The sequence below is a fragment of the Evansella cellulosilytica DSM 2522 genome, assembly GCF_000177235.2.
GTDB lineage: Bacteria > Bacillota > Bacilli > Bacillales > Salisediminibacteriaceae > Evansella > Evansella cellulosilytica.
This window is the reverse complement of sequence record NC_014829.1, coordinates 490392-510210: the sequence shown is the minus strand read 5'-3', so window position 1 is coordinate 510210 and position 19819 is coordinate 490392. Positions and strand designations below refer to the sequence as shown.

Here is a 19819-nt window from a genome sequence, read left to right as displayed (position 1 = left end):
ACTACTTTTTATTGACAGTGTCCGAAAAACTATTAAAAGTTTTGGCAATGGCTCCACTCACCGGGTGTCTACGCACATTGCTTAGAGGTTGACTCAAAAGGTAAAAGATCGACCTTATGAGTCATCCTCTATTTATTTTCGTTCTTTAACTCAAATTTATTTAGCATTTCTCGCACTTCATCTGTAGACTCTGTGCTCATAAGGTGATTTCTTAAGCCACTTGCACCAGGAAATCCTTTGACGTATATCTTAAAAAAGCGATGAAGCGCCTTAAACGGTCGTAGCTCTAATCCTGAATATTTATCATGTAAATCCATATGCAAACGTAAAAGATCCAGTAATTCCTTGCTACTATGCTCTCTTGGTTCTTTTTCAAAGGCAAATGGATTATGGAAAATACCTCTGCCAATCATTACCCCATCAACACCATATTGATTGGCGAGCTTTAAGCCAGTTTGACGATCAAGAATATCCCCATTAATCGTCAACAAGGTATCTGGCGCCACCTCGTCACGAAGTTTCTTAATCTCTGGAATCAACTCCCAATGAGCATCTACTTTGCTCATTTCTTCTCTTGTTCGTAGATGAATGGAAAGATTAGCAATATCTTGCTTCAATATGTGTGTGAGCCATTCGCGCCATTCGTCTAATTCCGTAAAACCAAGCCTTGTTTTTACACTTACCGGCAATCCTCCTGCTTTTGCAGCTTGAATTAATTCTGCGGCAACATCTGGCCGAAGGATAAGGCCACTACCTTTTCCGTGACGTGCCACATTCGGAACAGGACATCCCATATTAATATCCAAGCCCTTAAAGCCTTGTTCGGCCATACCAATGCTCATTTTCCGGAAATTCTCTGGCTTATCGCCCCATATATGAGCTACAATCGGTTGTTCATCGTCTGTAAAAGTTAAACGCCCCTTTACACTTTTGTTTCCCTCAGGATGACAATAGCTCTCGCTGTTTGCAAACTCTGTAAAAAACACATCTGGTCTAGCTGCCGCGCTTACTACGTGACGAAAAACAACATCGGTTACTTCTTCCATTGGTGCTAGTATAAAAAAAGGTCGTGGTAACTCACGCCAAAAATTCTCACTCATCCAAATTCAAATCCTCTCATTAAAACTACTTTAGAATATCGTTTTCCTAATGAATAAATCAATCAAAGTCTTACTGTTACTTTTAACATTAGCACTTTTCATCCAACTGATTGAAAAGGTATCATTTCACCTTCATTATCTCCAAAAAACCTTCTACAAATTAACATTACTCCATTAAGATTAATGGTGTACAATGTGGTGCAGAAAAGCTTTAAAACGAAATAAGATCCTAATCTCATAAAAGTATATTTTACGAAATTAGGATCGGACTATCAAGAGATGATTACGGTTTACTCACCTACAAAGTTTAAAAAGTAGAGGTTGACCCAAAAGGTGAACTACATTACCTTTCGAGCCAGCCTTTATTATTGTTTATTTCAAATTACTGCCGTCAACATACACTTTAATTTTTTCGATCTTGCCTTCACGATTAAAAATGTTTTGACTTGTTTCAAGATCTAAAGTATCCACATCTTCAAAAACACTTTCTGAACCATCTTTATAATACACGATGATTTTCTTTTTATCGTCTAGGTAATAGATTACAGGAACTGCACAGAAAGTGAATCCTAAAGAGTTCTCATCTAGCAGCATTGTTTCTGTTTCCGCAGAATTACTATTCCTAGGTAGGCTCCATGCTTTCTTTTCTTTTAAAAACTCAGCTTTTTCTAATAATACTGGTTTAAAATGAACAAGTCCGTCCTCTACCTTCACTCCTAACTCACCTAGTCGAGAGATAAAGTCTTCTTTCACCTGTCCGGTCATACCTGGTTGTTGCACTCCTGCAAATCCTGGAGTATGGGAATAGGCCTCTGTTGGAAATGCCCCGTATTCTTCTGGTGACTTTTCTACTCCTATGCCTTCCTTAATCGCTTCATAATCATTCATCAGCGTTCTAGCTTCTTCAGTCATACCCTTTTCGGAATAGACATCCTCGAAGTTTTCTTGTGTCGCCAATACTAGCTTCGATACCATGTGCCAATAAATAGATCCTAAACCTTCATACTTATAAAAAGTACCTGAACGTCCTGTAAAAGCATGATGGTTAAATAGGTTTGAAAAGATTTCTTTTACAGTTTTAATGTCTTCATCTTTATACGCTTCTGTCGCTTTTAGTGCTTCTTCAATCTCGTCACCATTTCTAAATCGACCGTTAAAATGGTACTTCCCATTAATATCTTTTTCAATAAAAAGTGTACGATTCTGATTTAGTTCTTCTTTTAAAATAGTTGATGACATGACTTGTTCTTCAGGAATCACATTTTTCTCTAAGAATTTCGGTAGCTCACGATTTGGGTAAAGCATATAGCTGTTTTGATCTTCACGATAAATAGAACTATTTTTAAGCGCTTCTAAGACAGCAATGCTTTCTTTTCCATCTAAAGCTTTTGAACTTAAAACAGAAACCTGTCCTTCTAACATCTCATAAAGATTAGAAATACTACAGTTTTCCTTATCAAATCGGATTAGATTGTATGAGTGGTATAGACCGTCCTCACGTTTATTCTTTTTAATGGAATCCTTTAAATGAATCATGGATAGCTCAATAAATTCTTTCAAGGACTCTAGAGAAATTGACGCTTTCTCTCCTACAAAACCATTGTCATAAATGGAATTTCTGTAGTTTTCTCCAATCTTACCTAACGCTTTAACAATCTCAAAACGAGTGTCATCGGATATTTTATTACCTAGATATTGTTTACTGTCCTTCAATACAGCCGTTATATCCTGAAACTTCTGCTGTACTTCAACTGAAACTTCAATGGTGTCCTCTTTCATTTCCTCTACTATTTGACTCATATAGTCTTGGAAACGATGCATATAATACAGCGTAACCATTGACAGACCATTCCCGACTAGAGCGTTGTTCGCATCGTTCCACTCTGGACGCTGTGTATTCATCCAAATACCGCCTTCAGATACATAGTTAGAGAACTTCGAAAGAAGAGTAACCAATAGTTTTTCCATTAAGTTAACTTTGTAGATTTCACCTTTGTTGTACACTAACTTACCATCTGATCCTATGCTTGTCGTTTTGTTCTTAATACGCTCTTCACTCTTATCATCAAAAACGATACTGTTTCTTGGATCGTCGACTAATGCATCAAATCCTTTAATCCTATATGGTACGTTCGCATATACGAAAATGTCTTTATGAAGAAGGTCCTGTAATTTCTTAGGATTATAGGCCTTTGATAATTCCATTAGCTTTAAAAGATAAATAATTTGGTGATCTCCCCAGTATCCAATATTTGACCACGGATCTTCAGGGTCGAGCACTTCCCAGTCAATGCCGTCTTTCGTAATGCGATATGGATTATAGCCGTCTGCTGTTGATGCATTTACGAATTTAGATATAATACTCTCTGTATATGCAGGATAAGAAATTGATAACGCTTCCCAATTTTGAAAGATATCACGCCAGTTCCCTTCAAACTTCAGCTCCTTGCCGCCATCTTCTTTAGAAACCTCTATACTAAATTTATTCCAAGGTCTACTTGGATCACCGTGTCGTCTACTAAATGTAAGTGGCAAGTACTCAAGTACTATTCGTTCAAAATCCTTGCAGTGAAGCTCTGCTGCCAATGCAATTAGTTCATTATAATTAATTGTTTCAGGTAATTGGCTCATAAAATCGAGATGTTTCGTATATACTTCTTTATTCCAATTACGGACAAATACTTTAAAATCCTCTTTGTCAATCTCATAGCCATCTGCGTATATACCACCACGCATAATATTGTAAAGAGTATTTGAAAAATGCCTATAACTCGCCTTCTCATTTGCAGTACATTGGAAACCATCTGCTTCAAATACAAGTTTGTTCAGATTGTAGTCACCTTTTGAAACATCTGCATCTAGTACCTCAAGAATTGATTGGTTATCCATTATCTCTTTAATGAGTTTCTCTACATCGGAAGCGCTTTGGTTAAGCTCAGCGACTATTTGCCAGTCTTTTGATTTACTAGCTTTTAGGTGGATAGAATCTACAACATAGTAGGAGCCTCTTCTACCTTTAATATCATCTTCCGTTTGAATTTCTTCGTTTTGAGAGAAAGCGTTAATCTGCTGTTCTGACAAAAGGTAGCTAGGATTGTCAAGTCCCTTTGACCAAACCGTTGTTGCTTTCAATGATTCACTTGGCTCCGCTTTATCAGTTAAAATCGAACTAAGCGTGTAAATAGCTAGCCCTGCTTGCTCTACTAATTCACATCTTTTATATCCATCAACTAGTGTACTTTTCGTCGTTTGTAAAAGCGTATTGACACCATAAGGGAGTATGTTACGAATACCGTCTAATACTTTAATATCCACTTCCTTCTCCGCTAGGTTAACGATTCTAGATTCTTTAATAAATCCAAACGCATCACTGTTCTTCCATGTATATGTATAACTAACCTCCAAGTCATGGTTGATCTCTTCAAACATGATCTTGTTACCTGTCGTGTTTTTATATAGGTTTCTAGTTATCTTATATACATTGCTGTTATGAAGTGAGAAAGGCTTCCATAAGAAATTCTTTTCCTCTTTATTAACGATTAGTATTGTATGTGATCCAGTTGTTTCAATACTGTCATGGATCTTATCATCTGTGTAATATGGAAATAATGATGACTCTGCATTTTTACGTCCACAAGTGAGTCCGCCGGTGCTTGATATAAACATCCAATGGTCAACATCACTTACTACTGTCATAAAGAATGGATTCATGTGATTGTAGTTTTCAATCTTGAAATAAGATTCCTCATTTACAGTCACTGTCTCTAGAGAAATCTTTTCTGCTTCATCATGTAACGCTGCATTTCCAAAGTACAAATTGGATATATTCTTCATAATATGTTCCTTTCTATATCAAGATTTTTAAAATACCTACTTGTTACTGATTATATAGTTCTAAAGTTAAAAGTACAATTAACTTCAAAGAATTGTCATCATTTCTAGAGATGCGACCAAAGACTATCATCATCTACTAGATATATCGTTTCTCTAGATTGCGTGTGGTTGACATGCTCCACTAAACTTCCTTATCTTGATAAAATTCATAAACACGTTTCCACGATTTTACTTCGTTAGGTTTTAATTTAATATCAATGAACACTTCTGGACAAACTACATGATTGCGTCCCCATAAAGCGATTTTGGAAGGTTCGAACTCCGATATTTCTCGAACACCAGCTCCAATTTTATCGTGAAACACATCCCAGTTGTAAGTGCCGTTTTTTACTTCCCAGTCAATGTGGGCATAGAAGTCACCATCAGGTGTTGATGGCCACGTTAATTGATCGTGAGAACTCGATATAGATCCTACTTCCACTTCGATATTTTTCATTCTCGGCATCTTCAATTGATAATGTTCACCAATGAATTCGTTATTAATGCCAATAAAATTATGTGAATATTCGTTCGTATGTATTGGATACTTCCCCACATTTGTTAACCTATAGTCGATGATTAATCGATTATCAACGATAGCTACTTCTTTAATTAAATGATACCCGTAGCCCTTAGGACTAGCATTTGTCGTTTCAAAAGTGATAGAATTAGCTTCTTTATTAATTTTGACTTCTATAGGCGAAACCTCATAAGTTCTAAAAAAGTCATAAGCAGCATCTTCATCCTTTTTTAGAAGACCTACACCAACTTTCGGAAATAGCTCACCCACTTCTATTGCATCATAACCGATAGGAGAATCAATACCAAATTCATTACAGAATCCTAGTCCACCAGTACCTTCTCCCTCTTCTAATCGCTCAGGAACACAATATTCAATGTTTCCATCCAATGTTATTTGAGAAATAAATCCAGTCCAATCAAATCTTGAGCCCTTATAAAAGGTTCCCGGTTCTTGAATCTCCACTTTTAAACGATCATTCTTTAAATAATACACTTAATTCCCTCCCACTATAAATGAAGTTTTTCTTAATCTGCCCTAGTCTCAGAATACTAGTCTTTTCTATCGTTCTCAATAACTTTCACATAGTTTTTAGATTCATTATTCCTAGATTTAATTTATAACCGGGCACACCTCAATGTTTCGGTATTTATTTTTTAGGATGTTTCAGCGTTAGTAAAAAATTTAGACACTAAAGTATACACATGCTAGTTATCATTATGGGCTAATTTTCAGAAAAAAGCCTAAAAAAACATGAATATCAACCTATAGTTGCTGTCTAGTTGGTGGTATGCAACCTATAAAAACGTTAAGATTACAGTAACCCATTTAGAAAAGGAGCATCGTATTATGTCATTAGGTTCAAATATTAACAACAAAAGAAAATCCTTAAACCTGTCACAAGAATATGTAGCCGACCAGTTAGGGGTTAGTCGGCAAGCAGTATCGAAATGGGAGAACAATTTGTCAAAACCCTCCACACAGAATCTAATCAAAATGGCTACCTTGTTTGAATGTGATATAAAAGAGTTGGTATCATCCGATAAGTTTATGGAAAAGCAAAAAAATCTAGAAAATCAAACTGAAAGTAAAAAAGATATAAGAATGCACATGGCCGCCGCATTTGGTCGAGTTTTTATGCTAGTCGGCTCTTTAGGTTTTATGGGTGCAATTTCCGATAGTGCAGATCTTGGTTCCCTTCCTAATTGGTACATACAAATATGGTATAGTGTCCTATTTGTAATCGGATTAGTTCTGACATTCGTGGGATCAAGGGATTATTTTAATAGAAAATCCGGGTCGAAAAATATCATATGGCTGGATTTGTTGTTTGTACTATCTATCTTTTTATATCCATTTTGGCCTTTTGGAAGAAATATAAATACACTTATTACATTACTCATTGGAATTGTAGTTATGAGCATTATAAATATTAAATTCTTCATACCTACATGGAGAAAACCGAAGTTATAGCAAAAAGCAGGGATGGTACTAATAGTCCAACTTGAGGATTTTACTTTTTCCCTTTGCAGCTTGTACTTTCATATTTACTATTCTATTTATGTATGCTCTGCAATGCATACATTTCTTTCCCCCGACGACAAAAGCGCCCTTCGGGATTCTCCCAAAGAGCGTTCATGTAGATACGTATTTTCAAAATCCCCTTCTATCAGATCAAGGGCTTTCAGCCTTCTCTGTAAATCACCGTTACAGTTTCCACATGCATCGTATGCGGAAACATGTCTACAGGTTGTACTTCTTTTGTTTTATAGCCTCTCCCCTCTAGATATTTGAGGTCTCTCGCTAAAGTCGCTGGGTTACATGATACATATACGACTCGTGCTGGCTTCATTTTCACAATCGTCTCTAATAATTCTTCGTCACAGCCTTTTCGTGGTGGATCTACAACGATAACGTCGGCACGTATACCTTGCGCGTACCACCATGGCATGACCTTTTCCGCTTCTCCAACGGCAAAGTCGACATTTTCTATGCCGTTCAATTGCGCATTTTTCTTTGCATCGCTAATTGCTTCAGGTACAATTTCAACACCATAGACGTGCTTAGCCCTTTGCGCTAGAAAGAGGCTGATCGTGCCTATTCCACAATAAGCATCGATAACTGTTTCATTCCCAGAAAGGCCTGCGAATTCCAATGTTTTGTTATATAAAACTTCTGTCTGAGTTGGATTTACTTGATAGAATGAACGTGCTGAAATAGCAAATTTAATATCACCTATGGTGTCATAAATGACCTCTTCTCCCCAGAGCACCTCTGTTTTATCGCCAAAAATCACGTTAGTACGTTTCGGATTAATATTTTGTACGATTGATTTAACTTTTGGTAAACTATCACGAATGTCTTGCACAATATTTTTCTTATTCGGAAGCTCTTTTCCTTTCGTTACAAGAACAACCATCAGCTCGCCAGTATTTTTACCGTAACGCGTAACTACGTGGCGCAGCGTACCTTTATGCTTCTCCTCGTCGTATCCACGTACGCCATACTTTTTTGCTATATCTTTCACTAACATGACAACTTCGTCATTTTCTTCTTGTTGGATCATACAGCGATCCATATCAATAATTTTGTGACTTCTTTCTGCATAAAAGCCTGCAACGAGACCGCCTTCTTCTTCCCCGAACGGAACTTGGGCTTTATTTCGATAGCGCCAAGGTTCCTCCATCCCTAGTGTCGGATGAACATGAACGTCATTCATTCCTCCAATTCGTGACAAAACATCCATGACATGCTTTTGTTTATGCTTAAGCTGCCCATCATAGCTCAAGTGCTGAAGCTGACAGCCACCACATTCTTTAAAAATTGGACACGGTGGCTCGACGCGGTGTTCACTTTCCTTTGTTGTTTCTATTAATCGTCCAAAGGCATAGTTTTTTTTCACCTTCGTAATTTTTATTGTACTTTCCTCACCAGGAAGCGCTCTTGGCACAAAAATGGGGAAACCATTTATCTTTGCAACACCAGCACCATCGTGAGTTAAGTCTTCAAAGATTACCTCTAATTTATCGTTTTTTTGAACAGGTACACTCGTTTTCATCACATTTATCCTTTCGAACACGTTTTTTCTGCTATTGATTGTACCATACTGTTAATGCTTGAAAAAAATCTACAGATTGTTACTATAGAACATGTGTCTTTTACTGAAGTTATATAAGAATAGTTTTTTATTTATCATTTATTTTTTTGAGTTATTGCAAGAAAAATCGTATTTTTAAGATGAGGTGTACCAGCATGTCTAAACTAGGTAGAAATGATAAGTGCCCATGTGGCAGTGGCAAAAAGTATAAAAAATGCTGTATGGATAAGCAAGTTCAACCGATCAACATTGACCCTATTTCGCAACAGCAATTTCAAGATTTTTTGCCAAAGTTATTAAATTATAGTAAAACATTTGATGAACAGCTTCAACCTATTTATAAGCGCTACTCAGCTACATATACGAAGCTTAACGATGCAGATGCAAGAGCATTCTCACAAATTCTTTTTCATTGGCTCGTATTTAATGCACCTGTGATCGAAAATAAACGCACTATTGTAGAGCAGTTTGTCGATGAATATCGTGAAGAATTTGATAACAGTTTACACGAAGTGCTTGATCGTTGGACTCAAGTAACCCCTTCCCTATTACTTATTGAAAAACAAGGTGAGACGGCAACAGTAAAGGATAGTTTAAATGGACATGTTATCGTTCCGGACCAAACTGCTGCATTTGAAAAATTAGATTCTGGTGATTTCTTATTTGGATATATTTACCCTACGATAACAGGGAGTGTTCTCGGAACAGATGCCTTACTTATTCCTGATAAGCTAAGAGCAGCTTGCTTACATGAGTATAATGAGCTTTATCGTATGTATAAAAAGGACAATGAAACCGAGTCTGCATTTGTTAAGCGACATTTCCCTGCTATTATTGGTATTCTTGTTTCTGTTCTAGAGCAAAAGACAACGGAGATTCCAAAAGTAGGCCAGGATGCCCGAGCCGTATATACAACCTTCTATCAATCCATTTCCTTAGAGGATTACTCAACGGATGTTTTGTTAACTGTAAAAAATAAGTGGCTCGACTATTACGCGAAACAGGCTCCACGTATTCAAAAGCCTGAAGTTTTCGCTGCGGCATTAGAATATTGGGCATCGAAACAGCCAAATCAATGGACTACTGTCACTCAAAAGGGTCTATCTGAAAAATATAACGTATCAGCTACTACCATTTCCTCTCGTTTTAAAGAGCTTGATAGCTATTTTTAAACAAGTGTTTAATACACACATAACGAAACACCGGAGGCACAAACTGATTTGTTTACTTGCGAGGCTGGCTCCATGCAGAAAAATGCAAATATCACGTTAACTCTTACACCTTTCACAACTAATATCACAGTATCTAAATTGGCACGAAAAAATGATTTTTCGTGCCAATGTTTTCTTATTTTTTCTCGTGAAATATTTTTCTCTGCTCAAGTGAAAAACTTTATAAAAATAATCTATCAAAAGCTTATGCTCTTTCTTTCACTTTAAGTAATCCCCTCGTGAACCAATAGGCAGTGAATGCAATCGTAACGTCTATGAGGAAGAGATAAAATAACTTCATTCCTTTGTTCAATTCTACTAATCCTAACCATACTTCCGTACCACCAAAGCCAAAAGCAAAAATACCACTTAAGATGATTGTAAATACATAAAAATTCTTCCCACGATTCGTACAATATTGATAGAGAAGTAAAAAACCTATAGGTAATGCCGAAGCTGTCATGTTTAAAGCATAGGGTAACATTGGGGTGAGAAAATAAAGATGAGTAAAGTAGCCTTCTGAATTTATGACAATATAAATATAAGTCCATAAAACATGTACCGTATAACCGAAGAATAGGACTTCAAAAACTCTTCGTCTATCGATTGCAAATATCAATATAATTAATGGCAGTACCATTAACGAAATGGTTACCCAAAATTGCCACGTGCCCATATGGGAATAATCATGCCAATAAGAAGAAAAAAGTTCATTTAGCTGGTTCGATTTTTCTTGAATTTCTGTCCGATACTGATCAAAATTCATGTGATAGTCCCCCCCTATACCCTTTAATCCTATATTGTCCTTTTTTCTTTCTGTCATTCTCTTGCATAGCAAAAAAAATTGGGTCTAGAAAGTAAAGTTGGGATTTTTGTGGATATTCATGTAACCTCTAAGGAAAATTTAATAAAAGTACTCCTCTGTCTGTTGTATTACCCAACCCACCAAATCCGTAAAGATTGTGAAATTTTAAGGTGAATGTCTTCATGGAGTGGGGCAAGAGAAACTAAGCATTGTTATCTTTATGTATTTTCTCCATGCACATAAGAATCTCTATGTATTATCTTTAATAATTTTGGAAAAATAAATATTATTTCAATTTAGGGAGGACAACATGAGAAATCGAATATACTTTCTTACTCTTCACTTTTCATCTCTCCTTCTATTTTTTTTTATCATTCGTAATAGTCCACCAAAATATAAACGTTTTATTGCTCCACTCTTCATTTCAAATATCGGTCTTAACTATATTTTTGAATTTTTCGTTCTTCTTATTTTTAGAGGCTACCGATATTACCCGAATTTATTAAAAAATAAATACTTTGATAACGTCGTTGGGGCCAATGCCTCACAGTTATTTGTTTTACCTACAACTGGTTTATTTCTTACAATCTTTCACCTTAGAAAAAGGTGGTCACTACTATTTGCTCTCATGTTGACTTTAGTTGATAAATTATTTGTTGAAAAAAGGTTATATAAGCATTACTGGTGGAAAACTGGATATACGCCTATAGGGGTTTTAATTTTTTATTTTATAGCTAATAAATGGAAGGAGCAGATTATAGATAAAGATCATCGCCTTTTTAAAATTTTTACTGTTTACTTAACAAATTTTGTCGCCTACAGTACACTTAACTTTTATCATGTAGCTTTATTCAAGACTTGTCTCTTCAACATTAAAATATTTAAAAACTTTTATCGAAGTCATGTTGTTTTATCGACAATCTATAGTGCCTTCTGTGCTATTCTCTTTACGATTATTATCTTCTTGAAGAGAGGATATTTCACTATTAGTCTCATCGTTACCTTGCTCGGACTAGAGTACATATTTATAAAAAAGAAGTTGATTACTATATCGACGAAATACTTTTATGTTATTTCTTTTATAACAAAAGTGATCAGTATTTATGCGGGCAATCGCATTCATAAAACACTATTTTGTATAAAAGATGACGTACCTTCGGAAAATTTACAGTAAGTGATTTGCCCCATGAAAAAATCGTTGTACTAAGGGGTACTCAATGGGTAAAACAAGAGGGTACTGAAAAAGTATAGTCAACTTTTTCAGTACCCTCTAAAATAAACTATTGCGTATCTCACTCTTTTTATTATTATTTTAGCAGAAGGTTTTCCACTTTCCACACTTCATCAACCAAAATTGTTTCTCTGTGGCCATTGATGACTAGTTTATTTATTACTGGCTGTACACCATCTCTTTTTTCAAACTGAAGCATATATTCTTTAACAAACATTTTTGCGCCATCTAATTCATCCATCTTAAAGAAATACTCACTCGTATACTCATTGCCATCTTGATCTATAATGATTGGTAAAGAAGAACTTATCGTATTCCTGTTTCCAAATTGATCAAATCCTTCTATAAATAGAATTTCATGCTGACGTGTAGAATGCGTTTCCTCTTCTAAAACAATCGTTGTATAGTTTTCATCCTCAATCACATCGATAATAGAGATGTTCGTTCCATTGTAGTTGTATTCTACCATTGGATCTTGTGGATCGATTGGAATTTCTATATTTTCATGAACAAGAAAAGATACTTGATCTAATATTATCTCTACATCCGTTATTTCCTCAAAGTATATTGTATCAAAAGCTATTACAACATCACCTTGGCTAGTCATAGTCATTGGCATATGGCTAAATTTATCCCGTTCAAAACGCTTCCCGTTAACTTTTATCGCTTCGATACTAAAGTATTGCATTTCTTTCTCGTCATTTGTTCGATCTATCTTATGCTCGAGCTGTAGGATTGTATTCGATGGTGCTACAGAAAGCGATTTCAAGATAATTTCATTATTGAATAGCGCAAAGCTTTCTTCACCTAAATCATATTCTCTCATTCCATGCTTCTTTACCGGGACATCAAATGACCAATCTCCTTCGACAGTACGTAAATCTGTTGATGACGGTGTATTGTACCATTCTGTTTCATCACCATCAACAAAGGTCAGTTCACTTATTGATATTTCAATTTTTCCAGAATCAACTTCTAACGGAATATATGTCAATTTACCCCGATTAAAATTTTCATCTTCATAATAGGTATTATTCATTGCGTGTGCACTAAAACCCTCTAAACCGCTATAGTAGCTCAACGATTCTGGCCAAAGTTCTTTTTCATTGTTAATTACTATTTTCTCGTATACTGGTGTTAAATGATTTTGTTCTTCCACATCACGAATTTCATAATACAAAACTGTCTGTAGTTCATCTGCAATTATTTCCGTAATCGTGACCTCTATCCCATTATCTTGCACAGATATATTTAATTGTTCGCCATACCCCTCTTCAATTGCGCGCTCCAAATGATGGTATTCCCTGTCTTTATCCCACCATCCGCTCATGTCTACTATCCCCTCGGTGATAAAAAAAGAAGAGATCACGATAAAACCAATCAAAGCAATGGCTATATTTATGCCCCAATTCCGCTTTCCTTGTTCTCCTTCTGCCAAAACGTGATCATTCACTCTCGCTTCAACATTAGAAAAGAAGTTATTCGGAACCTTGCACTTGTCACTTTCCAATTCTATTGTTTTTTTCGCTCTAACTAGTTTTTTAAGTTCATTTGCACAAGAGGAGCAAGTTTGTACATGATTTTTTATTTCACTCACTTGTTCAGAAGGAAGATTTCCATCTAAATAGTCTAATAAACGATCCTCCACTTTCTTGCACGTCATCTTTTCCACACCTCTTCCCTAAACATATTTCCGAATCGCTTTTAACCCTCTATGTACTTTCGTTTTCACAGTATTTTCTCTTCTATCAAACAGCTCGCCAATTTCCTTAAAAGAGTATCCTGCTACATACTTTAAAATAATCATTTCCTTTGTCTCTGCTTCTAATTTTTCTAAAGCTTCTCTTAGCTCAATTTTATTAGCTTGCAAGTCAGGTTCTCTATCTGCTATAGAATTAACTTGTTCAAAACGGATTGTTTTCTTATTCGTGCGATAGATCTTTCTACACTCATTGAGAAAAATTTTTGTGAACCAAGTTCCAAAGAATTGTATCTTCCTTAATGTATGAATCCTTTCATAAGCTATAATAATAGCGTTATGTAAAGCATCCTCAATATCTTCTTGAACCTTAAAAAAGGACCAGCCTATGCGGTAAAACTTATCTTGTCTTTCTTTAATCCAGTGAAGAAGCACTTGCATGTCCCCCTCTTTCAAATGAAAAACAACGTCCTCTTGATTAACCGAGACTGCATCATTGCTGCTCAAAATCTCCATCACCGTCCCCCCTTATGCATACGCTCTCTTTAATAGATCATTGTACATAACAATTCGTTTCAAAAAAATTAAAATTGTTTAGATTTATACGAATTTTGCATGTAATGACTATGATTGGGAAAAATAAAGATTATCTGTTTATAAAAAATGTGTTTAGGGTACTCAAAAGAAAGAGTACTCCCTTAAGCTTGTACAACCATACGTAAAAGTGACTCAACTTAAATTTAGCGTTTTAATTAGTAGGCATATGATGCTCTTCCTTGCTATTATGATAGTAATAGATCTAAAAGAGTAGAATTTTGTGGAGAGGTGATGAAGGATGGATTGGTTAGGCATTGGTGTTTTTATTTTATCTATTGGGTTTGCAGTACTTATTATTTTTCTTAGACCTGTATTAAAACGACTAGAGGAGACGTTAGGTGCGACAGCAAAAACAATTAATACTACAGGGGCCAGTATTACAGAGTTATCAAAAGAAACGGTAGGGGTTATTCATAACTCAAATGAAACACTTGCAGATGTTAATGAGAAACTAGCAAAGCTAGATCCACTATTTCAAATTATTCATGATACTGGAGAATCCGCTCACCATTTAACGTCTACATTAGCTAAGTTTTCAGTAGATAAAGCAGAAAGAGCACAAGCAGGCATGGATATCCTCGATAAAAATAAGCTAGAGGGACTCATGAGAGGCGCTGCTTTTATCTATTATTTAAGACAAGCGAAGAAGGCTTCTGCTGATAATTAAAGAGAGAGTGCTATTACATAAGAGGATGACTCATCTGGTTGATTATTCACCTAGAGTCATCCTTTAGCGTTTCCTTCTTTGATCTTTCCTTTTAAAGTACATATCAAATACGAATAAAAAGATAAGACTAACGAAGCTTAATATATAAAGCCCTATAAAGAAATAACCGAATGCATTTGCTAAAGGAGCAATAACAATAACTATTAGTAACATTACTTTAACAGTTCGTATATTTTCGTCATTTAGTGTCTTTTTCATATTCCGCTCCTAGAAATTTGTCCTTATCTAGTTATTTTAACATGAGCTAACTAGACATTATGTAGAAAATTATCCATTCATTTTTTAGATCTGTTTAAGAATTATCCGAAAAAGAGTTGCAATCGGACAGAGTTCAATATTAAACAAGAGACTCTGTCCGAAATAGAGTTGCAATCGGACAGAGTTCAATATTAAACAAGAGACTCTGTCCGAAATAGAGTTGCAATCGGACAGAGTTGAATATTAAACAAGAGACTCTGTCCGAAATAGAGTTGCAATCAGACAGAGTTGAATATTAAACAAGAGACTCTGTCCGAAATAGAGTTGCAATCAGACAGAGTTGAATATTAAACAAGGAACTCTGTCCGAAATAGAGTTGCAATCGGACAGAGTTGAGTAATGAACTAGAGACTCTGTCCGAAATAGAGTTGCAATCAGACAGAGTTCAATATTAAACGAGAGACTCTGTCCGAAATAGAGTTGCAATCGGACAGAGTTGAATATTAAACAAGAAAACTCTGTCCGAAATAGAGTTGCAATCAGACAGAGTTCAATATTAAACAAGGATCTCTGTCCGAAATAGAGTAGCAATCAGACAGAGTTCAATATTAAACAAGGAACTCTGTCCGAAATAGAGTTGCAATCGGACAGAGTTGAGTAATGAACTAGAAACTCTGTCCGAAATAGAGTAGCAATCGGACAGAGGTCAATATTAAACAAGAAACTCTGTCCGAAATAGAGTTGCAATCAGACAGAGTTGAATATTAAACAAGAAACTCTGTCCGAAATAGAGTAGCAATCGGACAGAGTTGAATATTAAACAAGAAACTCTGTCCGAAATAGAGTTGCAATCGGACAGAAATGATAAAGCATTTGCCTACATTCTCAATTCTTCATACTATTGTTGATTTTCACGAAAAGTGCGAGATGCCTGTGGCACTGAAAAGGTGATGTTCTTCCACTTTTCCAGTGCCCCTAAGCAATGTGCGTAGCCGTCGCAATCGTTAAAAAGCCTGATAGGAGTGGGTTTCTCCTGTCAGGAGAGCGACTGCAATACAAATAAAAGGCACTGAAAAAAATTGTTTTGTACTTTTTCAGCAGTCTCAAAGATCCACCTACCTCAGTTCTCTCATAAAGCAATGCCCTTCAAGAGAGTATCTTGAAGCGAAAATCACAAACAGATTTAACATAGCTTTTTTAAGTGTCTAATAAGCTAATTAATACAAAAGGGAAACTCACGAGGTTAAAACAACCTTTCGAGTCTCCCTCTCTCTTTTCTATTATATGAAACTATGGAAGAATAATCGTTTGCTCTACTGGATCTCCTCCAAGAGTTGCTATGCGAAATTCCAATTCATTTCCCTTTGTAACTTCATAAATAACTGGGCCACTCGTTTTTCCACCTGGTAATAGAGGTGTAGTTGTTGAAAGTGAATCTTTTGAAAAAAGAACCTTCTGATAGTTTACTTGATTACCATCTAACAAATGAAGCGATTGAAATGCGCCCTGCTCCTCATCAGATATATTCGTAACCTCAATATTTAATATCACAATTTCTTTTCCCTCTTCTGCTTCTAATGTAGCCGGAGCACCAAAGGAACTCTCATACTCATAGCTGTCTGTTCTTACAATTGATAATACAGTGTACTCAAATTCATCGTGATAATTAATACTTTCATTAACCTCTACTTCCTTTGCTTTTCCTTTTCCTAGAGTCTCTCCACTACACGCTAGTAAAAATGATGAAAGTAAAACTACAATTAAAACTAATAAAGACTTCTTCATTCAAACCCCTGCCCCTTATTCAATTTTTAAACAGCATTGCAACCTATTCGTCACAAAGTGTCATAATTCAACATTTTAGCATGATATTTTAAAAAGAAAAGATCTTTTATTCATTAGTGTAGAAAAGTAGGATGTGGAAAGGCTACCTATCAAGGTTATTAATACTTCTTGAGGTATTATTTACCTTTTCTTTTTCTATCATTAGACTTTCTTATTTTCATCACTTTCGTTGGTGGTTGCTTTCTTATCCATTTGATAAACTGCATCAATTTCTCATCATTCCTTAAATCGCTTACCGTTGTTAGCCTGGCTGCAATTTCGTCATTTGTATATAATGCATGAATCTGTTTATGACAAGGTATACACAGACTTGCAGTTGCACCAAATGTTCCCCCCATTTCTTTTGGAACGAGATGATGAATAGTTGTTTCAACATGATTACGGCCACAAAGCTCACATTGGGACACTTTATTCCCTCCACGATTTTAATATCCATTATTACTTTAACAAACATGTCGTTTTGAGTTTTCCCTATTCATTTTCCGATCATGAGCTTTATTTACATTACGCGTGAGAGAAATAAAAAACGTGTTTGGAGGCGGAAGCTATGATGACCGTTAGATCATTTTTCATACTACGACGGGGTTCATTCACCAGCTATGTTGACCGTAAACCAAAAATTCATCTAACGACGGGCTTCATTCAATCGGCTATGCTGACCGAAAAAGCAAATCTCAACCTAAAATTACCAACTGCTCCCCCGCCTCTTCTCATGAACTGAATAGTTTTCCACACTCATTCACTTTTAGAGGTTATTTTATGTATTCAAGGAAATAATATCGATAAGAAAAAGGAGGTGTTAATGATGGATAAAGAAATGTCTTACGGGTCTGATTATAAATTTATTCCTGCTACATCAATTAATAGTGGTGTCGGAGTAGAGGTTCAACCTGATATTTATTGTTACACAATTCAAGTAGTTAATATGTGTGTTATCGGGCGCCAAGATGATAATGAGTTTGTTTTAGTGGATGCTGGAATGCCCGAATCAGCAAATAGGATCATAGAAATGACGGAGGAGCGCTTTGGGAAAAACAGTAAGCCGAAAGCAATCATTTTAACTCATGGGCATTTTGATCATGTTGGAGCAATTATAGAATTGGTTAATCACTGGAACGTACCAGTTTATGCACACCAATTAGAAATCCCTTATTTAACTGGGCAAAAAAGCTACCCTGAACCAGATCCTACTGTAGAAGGTGGTGCTATCGCAAAACTATCTTCCCTTTTCCCTAACGAAGCTGTTAATCTTGGGGATCATGTACAACCACTTCCTAATGACGGCATAGTACCTGCATTACCAGAATTTCATTGGGTACATACCCCAGGGCACACTCCTGGACACGTTTCACTCTATCGAAAAAAGGATCATTCACTCCTCGTTGGTGATGCATTCGTTACTGTAAAACAAGAATATTTATACAAAGTATTTACACAAGAGTTTGAAATTAGTGGGCCACCTAGATACTTAACTACTGATTGGCAAGCAGCTTGGAACTCTGTAAAAAAACTAGCATCACTACATCCAGCTTTAGCTGTAACTGGACATGGTCCGCCTGCATCAGGTGAACTTTTAACGAATAGCTTAGAGAAGCTAGTAAACGACTTTGAACATATCGCCATTCCAGATCACGGCAAGTATGTCAATAAGTACAAACATTAATCGAAATCGACTCAAGCTTCTTACAGAGGATAACGCCAAAGCTGAAACTAAAATTGCCGTTATCCTCTTGCCCATTAAAAATTCCCCATTTTATTAAAAGGAAAATATCTTAAAAATGCTCTTCCTATTACGTGTTCTGTTGGTATTGGCCCGATACTTCGACTATCCATGCTGTTATTTCGGTTATCTCCCATGACAAAAACATTATCTTCAGGAACAACCACCTTTTCGAAGTTACCTTGTATATTTTCTTTTATATACTCTTCTTCAAGAAGCTCCCCATTGCGATATAAACGCCCACCATTCATTTCTAGTACATCTCCAGGCTCGCCGATCACACGCTTTACCCACATATAATCATTCGATTCTTCCCTATCTGTAAAAAGTGAGATGAGTTGGTTTTCTAGCAGAACATCCTTCCATGATCTTTCATTATTTAAGCGACTATCAACAATAACAATGTCACCAAAGTTTGGTGTCGCCCCGAATAAATATGGTGTTTTTAAAACGAATAGACGATCTGCACTACTATCATGCTGATTATCCGCCCCCATTAATGTCGGCTCCATGGAGCTGCCATCAACTTTAAAAGGTTGCACGACAAAAATACTAATCAATACTGCTAGTACGAGAGCTACTGCAATAGATTTTACCCAACTAATCATTTCCTTTATAAATGTCATTCGTAAATATCCTCCAACCTTCAGTTAAAAATCATTATTAAAACATGTCCATTCCATTATATATTATTTTGTAAAATGATAGGCGACCTTGAAATAAATGATTTTCCATATAGGAAAAGATAGCTTATCGTCTTCGCATACATTCCTCTTCATAGAAGTTAAATTTTCTGTAAAAACTTTGAGCATCCTTTGTAGCTAACCCAAAAGATGTATGCTTAATATGTGGATGATCTAATATACACTCCATTAACCACGTGCCGAGTTTTCTCTCTCTATAGGCTTCGTCTATAACGACATCCATTACCCAAGAAAAAGTAGCCTTATCTGTCACTACCCTTGCAAAACCAATTTGGTTATTACTATGATATAGACCAAAAACAACAGAACCTTCTATACTCTTTTTTATTGTTTCCCTATCCCTTTTTGCCGCCCAATATGTTGTTGAAAGAAGACTTACTACAATTTCTAAATCAATGGTAGATACATCATCACTTATTAAAAAATCTTCTTTAACCCACCTCATTTTTTCTCCTCCAGTTTGAATCATTACTTTTACTTTCTAATATTATA

The 19819-nt window shown here is 35.9% G+C and carries 17 protein-coding genes; 5 read left to right on the top strand and 12 right to left on the bottom strand.

From position 1 onward, the window contains the following. Positions 1 to 128: 128 nt before the first annotated feature. The 3 genes from BCELL_RS02485 to BCELL_RS02475 form a co-directional block, all read right to left on the bottom strand. On the bottom strand, positions 129 to 1100 hold the full coding sequence (locus BCELL_RS02485) for a tRNA dihydrouridine synthase (protein ID WP_013487089.1): 972 nt from the start codon (positions 1098 to 1100) through the stop codon (positions 129 to 131). 372 nt (positions 1101 to 1472) lie between these two features. Continuing rightward, positions 1473 to 4934 carry a hypothetical protein gene (locus BCELL_RS02480; RefSeq protein ID WP_013487088.1) on the bottom strand — a complete coding sequence of 1154 codons (3462 nt, stop codon included), beginning with the start codon at positions 4932 to 4934 and terminating at the stop codon, positions 1473 to 1475. A gap of 181 nt (positions 4935 to 5115) precedes the next feature. After that, positions 5116 to 5988, bottom strand: a complete 873-nt coding sequence (locus BCELL_RS02475) for a hypothetical protein (protein ID WP_013487087.1) — start codon at positions 5986 to 5988, stop codon at positions 5116 to 5118. Positions 5989 to 6342: 354 nt separating this feature from the next. Here BCELL_RS02475 and BCELL_RS02470 point away from each other — a divergent pair, with 354 nt between their 5' ends. Then, positions 6343 to 6966: a helix-turn-helix domain-containing protein gene (locus tag BCELL_RS02470; protein WP_013487086.1), complete on the top strand. Its 624-nt coding sequence runs from the start codon at positions 6343 to 6345 to the stop codon at positions 6964 to 6966. A gap of 211 nt (positions 6967 to 7177) precedes the next feature. Here BCELL_RS02470 and rlmD read toward each other — a convergent pair whose 3' ends face one another. Further along, entirely contained in the window at positions 7178 to 8551 is a 1374-nt protein-coding gene (gene rlmD / locus BCELL_RS02465) for a 23S rRNA (uracil(1939)-C(5))-methyltransferase RlmD (protein ID WP_013487085.1), read from the bottom strand. A 194-nt stretch (positions 8552 to 8745) separates the two neighbouring features. Between rlmD and BCELL_RS02460 the strand changes: the two genes are divergently transcribed. Then, on the top strand, positions 8746 to 9762 hold the full coding sequence (locus BCELL_RS02460) for a YecA family protein (RefSeq protein WP_013487084.1): 1017 nt from the start codon (positions 8746 to 8748) through the stop codon (positions 9760 to 9762). A 244-nt stretch (positions 9763 to 10006) separates the two neighbouring features. Here the strand turns inward: BCELL_RS02460 and BCELL_RS02455 are convergent, their stop codons facing one another. Beyond that, positions 10007 to 10567, bottom strand: a complete 561-nt coding sequence (locus BCELL_RS02455) for a hypothetical protein (protein ID WP_013487083.1) — start codon at positions 10565 to 10567, stop codon at positions 10007 to 10009. 349 nt (positions 10568 to 10916) lie between these two features. Between BCELL_RS02455 and BCELL_RS02450 the strand changes: the two genes are divergently transcribed. Beyond that, a complete protein-coding gene (locus BCELL_RS02450) occupies positions 10917 to 11780 on the top strand; it encodes a hypothetical protein (protein WP_013487082.1) in 864 nt (287 codons plus the stop codon). A gap of 133 nt (positions 11781 to 11913) precedes the next feature. Here the strand turns inward: BCELL_RS02450 and BCELL_RS02445 are convergent, their stop codons facing one another. Together BCELL_RS02445 and BCELL_RS02440 are read right to left on the bottom strand one after the other, a co-directional pair. After that, a complete protein-coding gene (locus tag BCELL_RS02445) occupies positions 11914 to 13500 on the bottom strand; it encodes a DUF4179 domain-containing protein (protein ID WP_013487081.1) in 1587 nt (528 codons plus the stop codon). Positions 13501 to 13518: 18 nt separating this feature from the next. After that, positions 13519 to 14052 carry an RNA polymerase sigma factor gene (locus BCELL_RS02440; protein ID WP_013487080.1) on the bottom strand — a complete coding sequence of 178 codons (534 nt, stop codon included), beginning with the start codon at positions 14050 to 14052 and terminating at the stop codon, positions 13519 to 13521. 319 nt (positions 14053 to 14371) lie between these two features. On the opposite strand from BCELL_RS02440, the gene BCELL_RS02435 reads away from it, so the two are divergent. Next, entirely contained in the window at positions 14372 to 14800 is a 429-nt protein-coding gene (locus BCELL_RS02435; protein WP_013487079.1) for a DUF948 domain-containing protein, read from the top strand. A 63-nt stretch (positions 14801 to 14863) separates the two neighbouring features. Here the strand turns inward: BCELL_RS02435 and BCELL_RS02430 are convergent, their stop codons facing one another. From BCELL_RS02430 to BCELL_RS02420, 3 genes are all read right to left on the bottom strand, one after another. Continuing rightward, positions 14864 to 15058 (bottom strand): hypothetical protein, encoded by a 195-nt coding sequence (locus BCELL_RS02430; protein WP_013487078.1) that lies wholly within the window; start codon positions 15056 to 15058, stop codon positions 14864 to 14866. A gap of 1290 nt (positions 15059 to 16348) precedes the next feature. Continuing rightward, on the bottom strand, positions 16349 to 16843 hold the full coding sequence (locus tag BCELL_RS02425) for a DUF4352 domain-containing protein (protein WP_013487077.1): 495 nt from the start codon (positions 16841 to 16843) through the stop codon (positions 16349 to 16351). Between the two features lie 176 nt (positions 16844 to 17019). Further along, positions 17020 to 17310 carry an HNH endonuclease gene (locus BCELL_RS02420; protein WP_013487076.1) on the bottom strand — a complete coding sequence of 97 codons (291 nt, stop codon included), beginning with the start codon at positions 17308 to 17310 and terminating at the stop codon, positions 17020 to 17022. Positions 17311 to 17708: 398 nt separating this feature from the next. Between BCELL_RS02420 and BCELL_RS02415 the strand changes: the two genes are divergently transcribed. Then, positions 17709 to 18566: an MBL fold metallo-hydrolase gene (locus BCELL_RS02415; RefSeq protein ID WP_041808107.1), complete on the top strand. Its 858-nt coding sequence runs from the start codon at positions 17709 to 17711 to the stop codon at positions 18564 to 18566. 74 nt (positions 18567 to 18640) lie between these two features. Here BCELL_RS02415 and lepB read toward each other — a convergent pair whose 3' ends face one another. Together lepB and BCELL_RS02405 are read right to left on the bottom strand one after the other, a co-directional pair. Beyond that, a complete protein-coding gene (gene lepB, locus BCELL_RS02410) occupies positions 18641 to 19249 on the bottom strand; it encodes a signal peptidase I (RefSeq protein ID WP_013487074.1) in 609 nt (202 codons plus the stop codon). A 124-nt stretch (positions 19250 to 19373) separates the two neighbouring features. Then, positions 19374 to 19772, bottom strand: a complete 399-nt coding sequence (locus tag BCELL_RS02405) for a GNAT family N-acetyltransferase (RefSeq protein WP_013487073.1) — start codon at positions 19770 to 19772, stop codon at positions 19374 to 19376. Between the last annotated feature and the right edge of the window lie 47 nt (positions 19773 to 19819).